The 15817-nt window shown below is 62.5% G+C and carries 10 protein-coding genes and 1 pseudogene; 1 reads left to right on the top strand and 10 read right to left on the bottom strand.

Annotation, left to right across the window (positions count from 1 at the left end; genetic code table 11):
- Positions 1–126 precede the first annotated feature (126 nt).
- From PSEUDOMOFG3G_RS11405 to PSEUDOMOFG3G_RS11435, 7 genes are all read right to left on the bottom strand, one after another.
- Positions 127–1764 (bottom strand): BatD family protein, encoded by a 1638-nt coding sequence (locus PSEUDOMOFG3G_RS11405; RefSeq protein ID WP_047225794.1) that lies wholly within the window; start codon positions 1762–1764, stop codon positions 127–129.
- On the bottom strand, positions 1761–3497 hold the full coding sequence (locus PSEUDOMOFG3G_RS11410) for a VWA domain-containing protein (RefSeq protein ID WP_139049977.1): 1737 nt from the start codon (positions 3495–3497) through the stop codon (positions 1761–1763). The genes PSEUDOMOFG3G_RS11405 and PSEUDOMOFG3G_RS11410 overlap by 4 nt, the downstream gene beginning before the upstream one ends.
- Positions 3494–4573 carry a VWA domain-containing protein gene (locus PSEUDOMOFG3G_RS11415; RefSeq protein ID WP_139049978.1) on the bottom strand — a complete coding sequence of 360 codons (1080 nt, stop codon included), beginning with the start codon at positions 4571–4573 and terminating at the stop codon, positions 3494–3496. Before PSEUDOMOFG3G_RS11415 ends, PSEUDOMOFG3G_RS11410 begins: the two co-directional genes overlap by 4 nt.
- Complete coding sequence (locus PSEUDOMOFG3G_RS11420) at positions 4566–5060, bottom strand: DUF4381 domain-containing protein (RefSeq protein WP_139049979.1); 495 nt, start codon at positions 5058–5060, stop codon at positions 4566–4568. Before PSEUDOMOFG3G_RS11420 ends, PSEUDOMOFG3G_RS11415 begins: the two co-directional genes overlap by 8 nt.
- Entirely contained in the window at positions 5057–6001 is a 945-nt protein-coding gene (locus PSEUDOMOFG3G_RS11425; protein ID WP_047225798.1) for a DUF58 domain-containing protein, read from the bottom strand. The genes PSEUDOMOFG3G_RS11420 and PSEUDOMOFG3G_RS11425 overlap by 4 nt, the downstream gene beginning before the upstream one ends.
- Before the next feature lie 10 nt (positions 6002–6011).
- Positions 6012–6971 carry a MoxR family ATPase gene (locus tag PSEUDOMOFG3G_RS11430; protein WP_047225799.1) on the bottom strand — a complete coding sequence of 320 codons (960 nt, stop codon included), beginning with the start codon at positions 6969–6971 and terminating at the stop codon, positions 6012–6014.
- A gap of 383 nt (positions 6972–7354) precedes the next feature.
- Complete coding sequence (locus tag PSEUDOMOFG3G_RS11435; RefSeq protein WP_139049980.1) at positions 7355–7708, bottom strand: hypothetical protein; 354 nt, start codon at positions 7706–7708, stop codon at positions 7355–7357.
- 466 nt (positions 7709–8174) lie between these two features.
- Here PSEUDOMOFG3G_RS11435 and PSEUDOMOFG3G_RS11440 point away from each other — a divergent pair, with 466 nt between their 5' ends.
- Positions 8175–13043 carry an NAD-glutamate dehydrogenase gene (locus tag PSEUDOMOFG3G_RS11440; RefSeq protein ID WP_139049981.1) on the top strand — a complete coding sequence of 1623 codons (4869 nt, stop codon included), beginning with the start codon at positions 8175–8177 and terminating at the stop codon, positions 13041–13043.
- Positions 13044–13234: 191 nt separating this feature from the next.
- On the opposite strand, the gene PSEUDOMOFG3G_RS11445 is transcribed toward PSEUDOMOFG3G_RS11440, so the two are convergent.
- From PSEUDOMOFG3G_RS11445 to PSEUDOMOFG3G_RS11455, 3 genes and pseudogenes are all read right to left on the bottom strand, one after another.
- Positions 13235–13639, bottom strand: a complete 405-nt coding sequence (locus PSEUDOMOFG3G_RS11445; protein WP_047225808.1) for a cupin domain-containing protein — start codon at positions 13637–13639, stop codon at positions 13235–13237.
- Positions 13640–13778: 139 nt separating this feature from the next.
- Positions 13779–14060, bottom strand: coding sequence for an antibiotic biosynthesis monooxygenase family protein (locus tag PSEUDOMOFG3G_RS11450; RefSeq protein WP_047225809.1), 282 nt, complete (start codon positions 14058–14060; stop codon positions 13779–13781).
- Positions 14061–14183: 123 nt separating this feature from the next.
- A pseudogene (locus PSEUDOMOFG3G_RS11455) lies at positions 14184–15616 on the bottom strand (PLP-dependent aminotransferase family protein).
- Between the last annotated feature and the right edge of the window lie 201 nt (positions 15617–15817).

Raw genomic sequence — 15817 nt, forward strand, 5'->3', positions numbered from 1 at the left:
GGAAGAGAGGCGGCTAAAAGATGGAGAGTTTACTGGGAAACAGAGGAGAGAAACCGGGCAACTTCTCCAAATGAGTTGGCACCACTCCTGTGGCGAGCCACAGAAGCGCTATGTCCCGCAAAGGGATCACTTGGGGTAGAGCGGTGGCAAGCCACTGTCGCCGGCCGGGTCCTGGAAGCCTTCCGCAGCGGGAATGGTACGAATGGCTCGCCACAGATCTTCGCCCTGCCAATATTGACCCGTTTCGCTGTAGAGCGCGCCGTTGAGGCCGTCCAGGGCGTCGGACAGTGGCACGAAGCGTGCGGCCATGTCGGCCAGGGTTTCCGGTTGCTGGCGAGCCCAGGCGTCCAGCGCCTGGCGTGTAGCGTGGGAGTCGTTGGCCAGGCAGGCACGCTTGAGGTCGTCCAGCAAGGTCCGCGGGCTCGGCCCGGCCTGGGTCGCGCGCAGGATGGCCGGCTGCGAACGGGCGCGCCACCACAGGCCCAAGCCCAGCAGCGTGGTGCAGGCCAGGATGAAAGTGCTCAATTGCCAATACCGCAAGGTGTCGCTGTCGACGATCGTCACAATCTGAGGTGTGCTTGTTGGCGTGTCCACCATCAGGCTCGGGTTGTTCGCCACTTGCAGGGTCCGCGCTGGAAGGCTGGTGCGGTCCAGGTGGTCTTCCCGGGTGTTCCACCAAACCACTTCCACCGGCGGCAGTTCAATGGTGCCGCTGCGGTTGGGCACCAGGGCCTCGCGGTCTTCACGGCTGCCCACCAAACCGCGCTCGCTGCTGCGACTGCTGAGTACCGGTTGGTCGGGGTAGCGCCGCAGGCCGCTGATTTCAGTGGCTGGCAGGGGCGGTAGCTGGGCGCTGGCCAGGCCCTCGGCTTCCAGGGTCAGGCTGCGGGTCAGGGAGTCACCCACCTGGCTGTGGGTTGGTTCCGGGCTCCAGCTCTCGCTCAAGGAAAGGCTGCGCGCCGGCAGCCAGGGCACATCTGCCGGGTAGCTGGCGGGCTTGGGGTTGACGGTCAGGCGCAGTTGCTCGGAACTGACCCGCATCAACTGGCCGGGCTTGGGCCCCGACGGCGCGGTTCCCTGGGCCACCGGCTCGACCAGGGTGGCGCTGAAGGTCTGGGCCGGGATCATCAGTTCGCCGCTGCGTTGGGGGTAGATGCCGTAGCGCAGTTCGATCACGCCGTGGCGTACGTTGTTGATGACCTTTTCGTAGGTGCGTGATTCGCCCAGTTGCTCGGTACGGGCATCGGGAATGTGCAGCGGTGTCAGGCTGCTGTCGTCGTACAGCGACACCGAATGGTAGATGCGCAAGGTCAGGATCGCCTGTGCCTGCACATAGACGTCGGTCTGGTCGAGGCTGGCCTCGATGAACACCGGGGCCAGTTTGCCCGGCTCATTGCGCGTTTCGCTTTCGATCACTTGCAGGGTGATCGGTTGGCTGGTCACTTCGCCCAATTGCAGGGGCGGAATGACCACGGTGCCACTTTGGCGTGGCAGCAGGGTGACGATCCAGCGGGTGGTGGCGCGATTCTCGCCGTCAAGAGTCGTCAGTTGGTTGACCTGGCGGGTGCCGCGCACTTCGAACAGCGCCTGGAGCGGGCTCAGGTCGGGTTTGCCGAACAGTGTGGCGTCATTGGACTCCAGGGTCAGTTCCACGGTCTCCCCGGAATTCAGGCGCCCGCGATCCACACTGGCAGTCAACTGTACGGCCTGGGTTCCAGATGCCCAGAGCAGCAACACGAGGAGGTAGGCGGTGAAGCGGGTCATGGGGTTTTTCCCTGGGCCTGATGGCTTTGCTGTTCATACCAGAATTTACGTCTGAGCAGTTCGCCCGGATTATCCGGGATCTGGCGCAGCCATTGTTCCAGTGCCTGGCGTTGTTCTTCGTCGTTGCGCTGGCCGGCCGCGGGGCGCAGCGGTGGGGTCGTGGTCCGCTCATCAGGCAACTCGCTGCCCGGCACATCCTGGGCAACAGGCGGTTGCGCTGCCTGGGGGCCCTGGGATTGTTCCGGTGTCGCGGTCGCTTCGGAGGAGGGCTGTCCCGGCGCAGAAGTTTGTGCCTGGGCACTGGCGTTCGGTGCTTGCTCGGCGGGCCCTGGCTGCTCACTTTCACTGGGTTCAGGTTCGGCAGGTTTTGTCGTCTGCTCTTTGAGCAGGCTCTGCACCAGCGCTTTGTTGGTTTGGGCCGGACGCAGGTCCGGTTGCAACTCCAGCGCTTGCTCGTACGCATCCAGCGCGGCGTCCAGTTCGCCGCTTTTGGCCAGGGCGTTGCCGCGGTTGTAGTGGGCGCGGGCGTCGTTGCCCTCGGCAAAGCGGCGAGCGGCTTCGCTGTAGGCACCGGCTTCATACAGGGCCACACCTTGCCATTGGTGGTCCTCGAAGTGGGCGGCGGCCTCGGCCGGACGCTTCTGCTTGAGCAGGTGCTGGCCCTGTTGATCGGGGCGCAGCCACAGGTCCTGGAGTTCGAAGGCATGACCGGTTTGCGGCACCATGAACATCCACGGCAGGCAGAACAGCCAGCCGCGCCGTCCGGCGCAGGCGGCCAGCAACAACAGCGGCAGGAGCAGCCAGTAGCCATGGTCCGCCCAGGTATCCAGGCGCAACGTCTGACCGTCGCTGCGCAAATGGCGAGGGCCGTCCAGCAGCCCCAGGCCACGCAGGTCGCTATCGTCCAGGCGCGCCGGGCGATAGCGGCCGTCCAGCTCATTGAGGAAGGACTTGAGGCTCGGGCTGTCCAGGCGTGGTACCAGAATCGCGCCCTGGGCATCCTTGAGGTAACTGCCATCTTCCTGGGTTACCGGGGCGCCTTCGCGTGTTCCGATGCCCAGCATCAGCAATTGCGTGGCAGATCCATCGAGGATCTGGCGGATATGCTCGCGTTCCTGTTCGTTCAACGATGAACCTATCAGCAGGATCCGACCGTGACCAAGTCCGCTCTGATCCAGCAGGGCCATGGCCTTGTTGACCGCCAGGTCGGCGCGATGGCCGTTCTGGGGCATGATCGAGGGGGTGAGTGCTTCCAGGAGGTTGGCGCTGGTGGACAGGTCGTCGGACAGCGGCACCAGCGTATGGGCACTGCCGGAATAGACGATGATTGCGGTCTGGGCGTCGCTGCGGCTATGCAGCAAGTCCAGCACCTTGCGCCGGGCTTGCTCCAGACGCGTGGGCGGGACGTCGGCGGCGAGCATTTGCGGCGTCAGTTCCAGCACCACCACCAGCGGATCGGCGGGTTTTTGGCTGGTCTGTTCGACCCGTGCCCAACTGGGGCCCAGCAGCGCAAGCACCACCAACAGCCAGCCCAAGCCAAGGGCAACCCACGGGAGTTTGCTTTCGCGGCCGTTGCCGCCACTGAGCAGCACGGCATGAAACGCCGGCGGCAGAATCATTTGCCAGCGGCCCACGCGTTTCTGCCGGTGCCACAGGTGCCACAGCAGCCACCCCAACAAAGGCAGCAGCAATAGGAACCAGGGACGCAACCAGTGTGGCCAGAGAGCGATCATCGGCGTTTCCCCAGGCGCATGCGCTTGAGTCGCCGGCGCCACTCGGAATGTTCTGCCGGTTGGAACAATGGCTGGGTGAACAGACGCTGCAGAGGGTTGTCCGGCCAGCGTTCCCGGGCTACCAGCAAGACGCTCAGCAGCAGCGCAACGGCCAGGGGCCATTGGTAAAGTGCCTGGGCGGGGCGCGCCTGGGTCGGCTGTTGGGTCACCGGCTCTAGCTGGTCGAGGGTGGTCTTGATCGCCAGCAACTGTTGGCCATCCTGGGCGCGGAAATACTGGCCGCCCGTGGTTTGGGCAATTTCCCTGAGTGTCGCTTCGTCGAGGTCCAGGCTCGGGTTGACCCCGACAAACCCTGCTGTGCCACTTTCTTCCGGATCGGCGCCAATGCCGATCGGGTAGATCTTCACGCCTTCTTCGGCGGCCAGCCGGGCGGCGGTCAGCGGGTCGATTTCCCCGCCATTGTTGGCGCCATCGGTCACCAGGATCAGCACGCGGCTGTTTGCCGGACGTTGACGCAGGCGCTTGAGCGCCAGGCCGATGGCGTCGCCGATAGCGGTGTTCTTGCCGGCGATGCCGATGCGCGCTTCATCCAGCCACAGCCGCACGGTGCGACGATCGAAGGTCAGCGGTGCCTGGAGGTAGGCCTGGCTGCCGAACAGGATCAGGCCGACCCGATCACCTTCGCGGCTTTCGAGAAAGTCTCCCAGCAGGTGCTGGACCAGCGCGAGGCGACTGATTTCCTCGTCTTGCCAGTGCATATCGGGAAAGTCCATGGACCCCGAGACATCCACCGCCACCAACAGGTCACGACCGCTGGCAGCGATCGGCAACGGCTCACCCAACCATTGCGGGCGGGCAGCGGCAATCAGCAACAGCAGCCAGAGCAGGATGAAGGGTGCCTGCTGACGCCAGGTCGGCAGATTGCTTCGGGCCCGGCGCCCCACGAGACCTTCGAGATCGCCCAGGAAACTGACCCTGAGGGCCGGCTCGCCACTGTCGGCCGCCGGCAGCACCAGGCGCATCAGCCAGGGCAGCGGCAACAGCGCGAAAATCCACGGCCAGGCGAACTCAAACATGTTTGCGAATCCAGATTTCGACGGCTTGGGTCAGGCCGGCAATGGCTTTGTCATCGAGCTTGCATTCGGGCTTGTAGGCGCCTTCCACCAGCACCATCCAGCGGGTCAGGCCTGCCGCCGGGCAGCGGTTATCCAGGAAAGCCAGCCATTTACGTCCGTTGAGGGTGTGACTCTGGCTGTACGGGTAGTGGTTGCGACACAGGCGCTTGAGCAGCCCGTTGAGCTGTTGCAGCCAGGCGCCGGCAGGGGCGCCATCGTAGGGTTTGGGCAGTTGGGCGAGTTCCGCCAGCGCGGCCAGGCGCGCCGGGTCCAGGGGTTGCTCGGCGCGCACGGTGGAGCGCTTGGCGGGAAGGAACCGGCGCAATTGCCACAGTCCAAGCCCCAGCAACGGCAATACCACCAGCAGCAGCCACCAGCCCGGCGCGGGAGGCCAGAAGCCGATGGGTGGCGGCGTGATCAGTGGCTGCAGGTGATCGAGACTGCTCATCGGCTTTTCCCCGACCGCTTGGGGTTCAGGTATTCGCGTAGCTGTTCGACCATGTCGCCCTGGGTGCTCAGGGGCATGAGCAGAATCCGCAGCTTCTGGGCCAGCAATTCCCAGCGCTCCTGGCGTGCCTCGGCCTGGGCGCGATAGGTCTGGCGCAGTTCGAAATTCAGGGTGTCGAGTTCCAACTGCGCGCCGCGCTGGGCGAAACGCAGCAATCCGGCGGCGGGCAGGGCGTGATCAAGTGGATCCGAAAGCGGCAACAGCAACAGGTCGCAATGGCGTGACAGCAGACTCAACTGTTGTTCGGCGCTGTCGGACAGCGCGCGCTCATCGCAAATCACGATCACCAGGCTGCCAGGGCGCAATACTTCCCGGGCGCGGCGCAAGGCGTTGCCGAACGAATCGCGGTCCGCTTCGCCCTCGGTATGCAGCGATTGATTGACCCGCACCAGGCGGTTCAGCAGTTGCAGAAGGCTCTGTTTGCTCCGCCGGGGCTTAACCTCGTAATGGGTGTTATCTCCGAACACCAGCCCGCCGACCCGGTCGTTGTGCCCCAGCGCGGCCCAGCCGATCAGGCTGGCGGCCTGGGCCGCGAGCACCGACTTGAACATCAGCCCCGAGCCGAAGAACAGCCGATGGCTTTGCTCGATCATGATGAAGATCGGCCGCTCCCGCTCCTCATGAAACAGCTTGGTGTGAGGCTCCTGAGTACGAGCGGTCACGCGCCAGTCAATGGTGCGTACGTCGTCGCCGGCCTGATAGACCCGCACCTGATCGAAATCCACGCCGCGCCCGCGCAGTTTGGAGTGGTGCAGGCCGATCAGTGGGCTACGCTGGCCTGGCGTCGAGAACAACTGCACTTCACGCACGCGATGGCGCATCTCGATCAGCTCCGAAAGGCTGACGCGGATGCCCGGTACGGGCGCCAGTGGGTTGTTCATGGCTGGCTACTCAAGCGACGGCGACGACGTCGAGAATCCGCTGCACGACGCGGTCCTGGTCAATACCGGCAGCTTCGGCTTCGAACGACAGGATGATGCGATGGCGCAGCACGTCGAACAGCACGGCCTGGATGTCTTCGGGGCTGACGAAGTCGCGGCCGGCGAGCCAGGCGTGGGCACGGGCGCACCGGTCCAGGGCAATGGAGCCTCGCGGGCTGGCGCCGTAGGCGATCCATTCGGCCATTTCCGGGTCGAACTTGGCCGGCGTACGGGTGGCCATGACCAGTTGCACCAGGTATTCCTCCACGGCGTCGGCCATGTACAACCCGAGGATCTCCTTGCGAGCGGAGAAAATAGCCTGCTGGCTCACGCGGCGCTCGGGCTTGGTTTCGCCGTGCAGCGCTTCACCTCGGGCCTGCTGCAGAATACGACGCTCCACCGCGGCATCCGGGAAGCCGATCTTGACGTGCATCAGGAAGCGGTCGAGCTGGGCCTCGGGCAGCGGGTAGGTGCCTTCCTGCTCGATCGGGTTTTGCGTGGCCATCACCAAAAACAGGGGCGACAGCTCGTACGTGCTGCGCCCGACGCTGACCTGGCGCTCGGCCATTGCTTCGAGCAAGGCCGACTGGACCTTGGCCGGGGCACGGTTGATTTCGTCCGCCAGCACCAGGTTGTGGAAGATCGGCCCCTGCTGGAACACGAAACTGCCGGTTTCCGGGCGGTAGATTTCCGTGCCGGTAATGTCGGCGGGCAGCAGATCGGGGGTGAACTGAATACGATGGAACTGCGCTTCAATGCCCTCGGCCAGCTCTTTGATGGCCTTGGTCTTGGCCAGCCCCGGCGCGCCTTCCACCAGCATGTGGCCGTCAGCGAGCAGGGCGATGAGCAGACGCTCGATGAGTTTTTCCTGGCCGAGGATCTGCGTTGAAAGAAAGGTTCGCAGCGCCAGCAGCGCTTCACGATGTTCCATCGGTGACTGTTCCTGGAAAGGGTGGCCCAGGCGTTCGGATAACGTCGGGGCTGGGGGCGTTACTTTAATGCATGGCGGGGGGTGGCGACTAACGGGATTTTGTTTGGTGTGCGGATTTGTGATCGGTTTTGAGTCTGTGTGGGAACTGAGCTTGTTCGCGATGACAGCGGTACATTCAACTTTCAATGCGGCTGATCCACCGCCATCGCGAGCAAGCTTGCTCCCACAGGGAATTGGCGGTGGACGCAGGAACAAGGAACACCACGGATCCATTGTGGGAGCGAGCCTGCTCGCGAAGAGACCGGCACATCCAGCATTTTCGTTTCAGACATGCCGCCATCGCGAGCAGGCTCGCTCCCACAGGGGGGCGGTCGCCTTTGGAATCAGAGCTGGCTTATATAGGTGCCCGTTCCCTTGAGGATGTTCTGCAACGTCAATTCCACCTCCGCCAAATCCGCCGCATCGGTGTTGTGGGTGATCTCCAGCACATCATCCCCGTTCAGCACATCGGCGTCCGACGCGGCAATTTCGATTTTCAGCAGGGTCGGGCTGAGGGTCACCTTGACGCCTTCCAGTGTCGAAGGCTCACCCTCCAGGGCGATTTCCAGTTCGTCTTCGTCGGGGTAACGGGTCATCAGGAACATTTCGCCCTGGGTGCTGTGGCAGCACAGCATGGCCATGTTGTCTTCTTCCTCGTCGCACGGGTTGGCGATCAGAAGGGCGGTGGTCATTTGCATGGTGATGGCTCCTGGCTCGATGAGCCTTGCTGGGCGCAAATAGAGTGGATTTTGCCAGCCCGAACAACTTTCTGCTGGATTACTGCAGTCACACGCAGAATATGCGCGCAATTTCCCACCGCAAGGTGCCGTTTTGCTCGCCGGGCTGCTACGGTTGTTCGACGCAAACCGGCTGTTTAGCTTGCCGTTGACCGAATATGTCGCAGCGCTGCAAGCAGGCACATTGTCGCACTCGTTAAGCTGCACGGCGGATGTACACCTGCAAAGGGCACCACGAGGGCTTTTTGCAGGTGTCCATTACATGGAAATTACATGGAAAAGGATGTGACCTGCCGGTCTTGTCCAGCTTCACCCACCTGTCGTCCTGTTTCCTCTGCCCGAGAATCAGGAGCAGGATGGCCGACAGCCCTGAAAGGGGCTGCACGCGACGCTTCCATCAATAACAAGCCCAAGCGGAGTACCACAGATGGCGTTCTTCACCGCAGCCAGCAAAGCCGACTTCCAGCACCAACTGCAAGCGGCACTGGCGCAGCACATCAGTGAACAGGCACTGCCACAAGTGGCGCTGTTCGCTGAACAATTCTTCGGCATCATTTCCCTCGATGAACTTACCCAGCGCCGGTTGTCCGACCTCGCCGGCTGCACCCTGTCTGCCTGGCGCCTGCTTGAGCGCTTCGATCATGCGCAGCCACAGGTCCGCGTCTACAACCCGGATTACGAACGCCACGGTTGGCAGTCGACCCATACGGCAGTGGAAGTGTTGCACCACGACCTGCCATTTCTGGTGGATTCGGTCCGCACCGAACTGAACCGTCGCGGTTACAGCATCCATACCCTGCAAACCACCGTGTTGAGCGTGCGTCGCGGCAACAAGGGCGAGTTGCTGGAGATCCTGCCCAAAGGCACCCAGGGCGATGGCATTCTCCAAGAATCCCTGATGTATCTTGAAATCGACCGCTGCGCCAACGCCGCCGAACTCAACGTCCTGAGCAAGGAACTTGAGCAGGTGCTGGGCGAAGTGCGCGTGGCGGTGGCTGATTTCGAGCCGATGAAAGCCAAGGTCCAGGATATTCTGTCCAGCCTGGACAACAGCGCCTATGCCATCGATGCCGACGAAAAAGGTGAAATCAAGAGTTTCCTGGAATGGCTGGTGGGTAACCACTTCACCTTCCTTGGCTATGAAGAGTTCGTGGTTCGTGATGACCCTGATGGCGGCCATATCGAATACGACGCCGATTCGTTCCTCGGCCTGACCAAACTGTTGCGTGCCGGCCTCACGGTCGATGACCTGCGCATTGAAGACTACGCCGTCAATTACCTGCGTGAACCGACCCCGCTGTCGTTCGCCAAGGCCGCACACCCGAGCCGTGTACACCGTCCGGCTTACCCGGACTACGTATCGATCCGTGAGATCGACGCCGATGGCAAGGTCATCAAGGAATGCCGCTTCATGGGCCTGTACACCTCGTCGGTGTATGGCGAAAGCGTGCGCGTCATCCCGTATATCCGTCGCAAGGTCGAGGAAATCGAACGTCGCTCGGGCTTCCAGGCCAAGGCGCACCTGGGCAAGGAACTGGCTCAGGTGGTCGAAGTGCTGCCCCGCGACGATCTGTTCCAGACCCCGGTGGACGAGCTGTTCAGCACCGTGATGTCCATCGTGCAGATCCAGGAACGCAACAAGATCCGCGTATTCCTGCGCAAAGACCCGTATGGCCGTTTCTGCTACTGCCTGGCCTACGTGCCGCGCGACATCTATTCCACCGAAGTGCGCCAGAAGATCCAGCAAGTGCTGATGGAGCGTCTGAAAGCCTCGGACTGCGAGTTCTGGACCTTCTTCTCCGAATCCGTGCTGGCCCGTGTACAGCTGATCTTGCGGGTAGACCCGAAGAACCGTCTCGACATCGACCCGGTCTTGCTGGAAAAAGAAGTGGTGCAGGCCTGCCGCAGCTGGAAGGACGACTACGCCAGTCTGGTGATCGAAAGCTTCGGCGAAGCCCATGGCACCAACGTGCTGTCCGATTTCCCGAAAGGCTTCCCGGCCGGCTACCGCGAGCGTTTTGCCGCGCACTCGGCCGTGGTCGACATGCAGCACCTGCTGAGCCTGAACGAAAAAAATCCGCTGGTCATGAGCTTCTACCAGCCGCTGGGCCAGGTGTCCGGCCAGCGCGAGCTGCACTGCAAGCTGTATCACGCCGACACGCCGCTGGCGCTGTCCGACGTCCTGCCGATCCTGGAAAACCTCGGCCTGCGCGTGCTGGGCGAGTTCCCGTACCGCCTGCGCCACACCAATGGCCGCGAGTTCTGGATTCATGATTTCGCGTTCACCGCCGCCGAAGGCCTGGACCTGGACATCCAACAGCTCAACGACACCTTGCAGGACGCCTTCGTCCACATCGTGCGTGGCGATGCCGAGAACGATGCATTCAACCGCCTGGTGCTGACCGCCGGCCTGCCATGGCGCGACGTGGCGCTGCTGCGTGCCTACGCCCGTTACCTGAAGCAGATCCGCCTGGGCTTCGACCTGGGTTACATCGCCAGTACCCTGAACAACCACACCGACATCGCTCGTGAACTGACCCGGTTGTTCAAGACCCGCTTCTACCTGGCGCGCAAACTCAGCGGCGACGACCTGGAAGACAAGCAGTTGCGTCTTGAACAGGCGATCCTCACGGCACTGGACGACGTTCAGGTGCTCAACGAAGACCGCATCCTGCGTCGCTACCTGGACCTGATCAAGGCCACCCTGCGGACCAACTTCTACCAGACCGACGCCAACGGCCAGAACAAGTCCTACTTCAGCTTCAAGTTCAACCCGCACCTGATCCCGGAACTGCCGAAACCGGTGCCCAAGTTCGAGATCTTCGTGTATTCGCCTCGGGTCGAAGGCGTGCACCTGCGCTTCGGTAACGTTGCTCGCGGTGGCCTGCGCTGGTCCGACCGTGAAGAAGACTACCGCACCGAAGTGCTGGGTCTGGTCAAGGCCCAGCAAGTGAAGAACTCGGTGATCGTGCCAGTCGGCGCCAAAGGTGGTTTCCTGCCGCGACGTCTGCCGCTGGGCGGTGGCCGGGATGAGATCGCCGCCGAAGGCGTAGCGTGCTACCGCATCTTCATCTCCGGTCTGTTGGACATCACCGACAACCTCAAGGAAGGCGCACTGGTTCCGCCGACCAATGTCGTGCGTCATGACGACGATGACCCGTACCTGGTAGTGGCTGCGGACAAGGGCACTGCAACCTTCTCCGACATCGCCAACGGCATCGCCATCGACTACGGCTTCTGGCTCGGCGATGCGTTCGCTTCCGGCGGTTCTGCCGGCTACGACCACAAGAAAATGGGCATCACCGCCAAAGGCGCGTGGGTCGGCGTACAGCGTCACTTCCGTGAACGCGGTATCAATGTCCAGGAAGACAGCATCACCGTGGTGGGCGTCGGCGACATGGCCGGCGACGTGTTCGGTAACGGCCTGTTGATGTCTGACAAGTTGCAACTGGTGGCAGCCTTCAACCACCTGCACATCTTCATCGACCCGAACCCGGAGCCTGCCAGCAGCTTCGCCGAGCGCCAGCGTCTGTTCGACCTGCCGCGTTCGGCCTGGACCGACTACGACACCAGCATCATGTCCGAAGGCGGCGGTATCTTCTCGCGTAGCGCCAAGAGCATCGCCATCTCGCCACAGATGAAAGAACGCTTCGACATCAAGGCCGACAAACTGACCCCGACCGAGCTGCTCAACGCCTTGCTCAAGGCGCCGGTGGATCTGTTGTGGAACGGCGGTATCGGTACTTATGTCAAGGCCAGCAGCGAAAGCCACGCCGATGTGGGCGACAAGGCCAACGATGCGCTGCGCGTGAACGGCAACGAACTGCGCTGCAAAGTGGTGGGCGAGGGTGGCAACCTGGGCATGACTCAACTGGGTCGTGTCGAGTTCGGCCTGCATGGCGGCGCCACCAACACCGACTTCATCGACAACGCCGGTGGTGTGGACTGCTCCGACCACGAAGTGAACATCAAGATCCTGCTCAACGAAGTGGTGCAGGCCGGCGACATGACCGAGAAGCAACGTAACCAGTTGCTTGGCAGCATGACCGACGAAGTCGGTGGCCTGGTGTTGGGCAACAACTACAAGCAGACCCAGGCCCTGTCCCTGGCGGCACGCCGCGCATTCGTGCGCATTGCCGAATACAAGCGCCTGATGAACGATCTGGAGGCACGAGGCAAGCTGGATCGCGCCATCGAGTTCCTGCCGGCCGAAGAGCAACTGGCGGAACGCGTCGCGGCGGGCCAAGGTCTGACCCGTGCCGAACTGTCGGTGCTGATCTCCTACAGCAAGATCGACCTCAAGGAAGCGCTGCTCAACTCCCAGGTGCCGGATGACGACTACCTGACCCGTGACATGGAGACCGCGTTCCCGCCGACTCTGGTGAGCAAGTTCTCCGAAGCCATGCGTCGCCATCGCCTCAAGCGCGAGATCGTCAGCACCCAGATCGCCAACGACCTGGTCAACCACATGGGCATCACCTTCGTTCAACGGCTCAAAGAGTCCACCGGCATGAGCCCGGCGAACGTGGCTGGCGCTTACGTGATCGTGCGGGACATCTTCCATCTCCCGCACTGGTTCCGTCAGATTGAAGCCCTGGATCACCAGGTGTCGGCTGACGTGCAACTGGAGCTGATGGACGAGCTGATGCGCCTGGGTCGTCGTGCGACGCGCTGGTTCCTGCGCAGCCGCCGCAACGAGCAGAACGCTGCCCGTGATGTTGCTCACTTCGGTCCGCACCTGGCGGCGCTGGGCCTCAAGCTCGACGAACTGCTGGAAGGCCCGACCCGCGAAGGCTGGCAGACCCGCTACCAGGCCTACGTAGCAGCCGGCGTGCCGGAACTGCTGGCGCGCATGGTTGCAGGCACTACGCACCTGTACACCTTGCTGCCGATCATCGAAGCGTCCGATGTCACTGGCCAGAACGCCGCCGATGTGGCCAAGGCCTACTTCGCCGTGGGCAGTGCCCTGGACATCACCTGGTACTTGCAACAGATCAGCGCGCTGCCGGTGGAAAACAACTGGCAGGCCCTGGCCCGTGAAGCGTTCCGCGATGACGTCGACTGGCAGCAACGGGCGATCACCATTTCGGTCCTGCAGCAGGGCGACGGCACCCAGGAGGTGGAAACACGCCTGGCGCTGTGGCTGGAGCAGCATCACGACATGGTCGAGCGCTGGCGCGCCATGCTGGTGGACATCCGTGCCGCCAGTGGCACGGACTACGCCATGTACGCGGTCGCCAACCGCGAACTGCTGGACCTGGCGTTGAGTGGTCAACCGGTCCTGCCGGCCAACTGATCCGGCGTTGAATGAAAAAGCCCCGCATTGAGAGATGCGGGGCTTTTTTGCGTTTGTAATACGCGATTGGTTGGAGCGCAGAGCCCCTGTGGGAGCGAGCCTGCTCGCGATGGCGTTTGACCCGCGACATTGATGTTGACTGACACCCAGCTATCGCGAGCAGGCTCGCTCCCACAGGGGGCTCAAAGGTGTTAGTTCTTCAGCGGAATCAACACCGCCTCATCCTTGCCCATCACCATGAACACCAACAGTTTCGCCGGCTCGGTCGAGCTGGCGTTTTTCGAAACCAGATGCTCGGAACCCGCGGCTTCGTACCAGAACTCCCCGGCCTTGTAGGTGGTCGCCGGCTCGCCTTTGACCTGGGAGGTGATGGCGCCTTCCAGCACATAGGCCATGGCCGTTCCTTCATGTTTGTGGGCGACGGACGACTGGCCGGGGGCGTAGTCGACGGTCAACATCATGGCTTTTTTACCAGGCAGGTTCTTCAGCATCTTCTCCTGCAGCACGTTGACCTTTTCCGAGGGTGCGGTTTCGTGGGCATAGACCGGGGCCAGAGGCAGCAGGCTGAGGGTGGCGATCAGGCAGAGGGTTTTCATGGCAATGACCTTCGTGGGTTTGAGTGAGTTCGCGCTGTGGCAGCGATGGATTCACCCTAAGCCCCACGGAGGGGCAAACAAACGTCCAATCTTTCGGAAGGCGGGTAGACCAATGCCGCGATCCACCCCAAGACAAAGGTCAGCGGTTGAAGTCCACGCTTCGAGCCAGACGGTTGTCGATCAGGCCGATGAACCCTTGCACTTCAGGGCAGTTGAAATGGGCTTGCATCGCCGCTTCCGATTGCCAGCGGGCGCTGACGGTCCAGCGGTCACCGTCGTCCGGGCAACGGTCGACCATGTAGGCATCGCACCCCGGTTGTGCACGCAGGGTTTCGACGATTTGCTGCAACTGGCGGCCCAGTTCTTCCGAGCGCCCGGCGGCGGCTTGGACCTGTACGGTATTGATCACCTGGCGAGTCATGGTTCTGGCTCCTGAATCAAGTCGGACGGGATTGGCTCGACAATCAACGAGACCCCTGCAGGATAGGCCTGTATTTACGAGGCTAAAACAGCCAATGGGCGGATAAATGTCCAGTCCAATGGCTCAGGCGACCTGCTGCAAAATGTCTCGCAAACGGTCCAGCGCGGTGTCGATGTCGAGGATTTCGATGGCGCCAAAACCGAAGAACAGACCCGGCCGCACCGGGGCGTCGTTGAAAAAGCCATCGAGGCGGTACAGCCCGACTTCGGCTTTTTTCGCCAGTTCGATCACCAGCGCCAGGTCGATGGGCACCTTGCACAGCACGGCCAGGTGGAAGCCTGCGGTGGTGGGAACCGCCTCGAACCAGGGCGACAGGTCCCCGGCCATGCGCGCCAGGATTCGCTCGCGGCGGCCGGCATACAGCGTGTGGCAGCGGCGGATGTGCTTGAGCAGGCAGCCCTCGGCGATGAACTTGGCCAGTGCCCACTGGGGCAGGGTGGAGGTGTGTTGATCGGTGAGGCGCTTGGCCAGGATCACCGCTTCGAGGATCGCCGGTGGCAGGATCGCGTAACCGAGGCGCAGCTCCGGCAACAGCGTTTTCGAGAAGGTGCCGACGTAGGCCACGATCCCGCGGTCGTCCATGCTTTGCAGTGAGTCGGCAGGCCGGCCTTCGTAACGAAATTCGCTGTCGTAATCATCCTCGATGATGATTGCCCCCAACTCGTAGGCCCGCGCCAGCAAGGCCTCGCGGCGGGCCTGGCTCATGGGCATGCCCAAGGGAAACTGGTGGGACGGCGTCACATAAATCAGGCTTGTGCCGTCGGGAATGAGGTCTACCCGCATGCCCTGGTCATCCACCGGTATCCCGGCCACCGTGGCGCCGTGGGAGCCAAACAGCAGGCGTGCCGGCGGATAGCCCGGGTCCTCCATGGCCACCAGGCTGCCCGACCGGGTCAAGACCCGCGAGATCAGATCCAGGGCCTGTTGTGCGCCGTTGCACACCACCACGTCATCGTCCTGACAATTGACCCCGCGGGAAAACGCAATATGCCGGGCAATGGCATTGCGCAGCGCCGGCAAACCCTCGGGCTGGCTGTAGAAGCCCTTGGCGCTGGCGATCTGGCGTAAGGCGTGGGCGGTACAACGTCGCCAGTCGTCCAGGGGAAACTGGCCTTTGCCGGTGGCGCCGCCGATGAAGTCATAACGCAGCGCACCTTCAAGGGTGGGATGGCGCATCAGGTCCGGCTGTTGCGCCAGGTCTCGACGACATCGGCGCCGGCCAGCTCGCGGTGGCTTTGTTTGCGCACGATTGGGGCCGGGCGCGCATTGACATAGGTGCCCTTGCCAATGATGCCGGTGAGAAAGTTTTCGTAGGTCAGTTGGGCGTAGGTGTCGGACACGGTCTTGCGCGAGACGCCCAGTTGTTCAGCGAGCAAGCGGCTGGGCGGCAGTTGCGTGCCGGCGGCCAGGCGACCACTTTCGATGGCACTGCGCAGTTGTTGATACAACTGGCCCGCCAGGTCTTTGCGGCCGTTGATGACAACATGAAGTTCCATACCCGCGCGCTCCTGGGCGATTGTGTGGCGCTAGCCCGCAAAGGCGCAAGATTAACCGCATTGTGCGTATGCATAGAAGTTGCGTGGAGAAAATCGCGCTGATTGGCCTGCTATGAACTGGTCCGGTTTTTTTCGACACATTGGATCTGTCGCGCAGCGTGCTCACGGCCTACCGTGGAGATACCGATCAGCACGGAATTG

Origin of the sequence: Pseudomonas sp. FG-3G (assembly GCF_901007645.1) — a bacterium.
Lineage (GTDB): Bacteria > Pseudomonadota > Gammaproteobacteria > Pseudomonadales > Pseudomonadaceae > Aquipseudomonas > Aquipseudomonas rhizophila.

Coding starts and splice junctions, on each gene's coding strand:
- PSEUDOMOFG3G_RS11405 (WP_047225794.1), bottom strand. CDS start 1,764: ATGACCCGCTTCACCGCCTACCTCCTCGTGTTGCTGCTCTGGGCATCT.
- PSEUDOMOFG3G_RS11410 (WP_139049977.1), bottom strand. CDS start 3,497: ATGATCGCTCTCTGGCCACACTGGTTGCGTCCCTGGTTCCTATTGCTG.
- PSEUDOMOFG3G_RS11415 (WP_139049978.1), bottom strand. CDS start 4,573: ATGTTTGAGTTCGCCTGGCCGTGGATTTTCGCGCTGTTGCCGCTGCCC.
- PSEUDOMOFG3G_RS11420 (WP_139049979.1), bottom strand. CDS start 5,060: ATGAGCAGTCTCGATCACCTGCAGCCACTGATCACGCCGCCACCCATC.
- PSEUDOMOFG3G_RS11425 (WP_047225798.1), bottom strand. CDS start 6,001: ATGAACAACCCACTGGCGCCCGTACCGGGCATCCGCGTCAGCCTTTCG.
- PSEUDOMOFG3G_RS11430 (WP_047225799.1), bottom strand. CDS start 6,971: ATGGAACATCGTGAAGCGCTGCTGGCGCTGCGAACCTTTCTTTCAACG.
- PSEUDOMOFG3G_RS11435 (WP_139049980.1), bottom strand. CDS start 7,708: ATGCAAATGACCACCGCCCTTCTGATCGCCAACCCGTGCGACGAGGAA.
- PSEUDOMOFG3G_RS11440 (WP_139049981.1), top strand. CDS start 8,175: ATGGCGTTCTTCACCGCAGCCAGCAAAGCCGACTTCCAGCACCAACTG.
- PSEUDOMOFG3G_RS11445 (WP_047225808.1), bottom strand. CDS start 13,639: ATGAAAACCCTCTGCCTGATCGCCACCCTCAGCCTGCTGCCTCTGGCC.
- PSEUDOMOFG3G_RS11450 (WP_047225809.1), bottom strand. CDS start 14,060: ATGACTCGCCAGGTGATCAATACCGTACAGGTCCAAGCCGCCGCCGGG.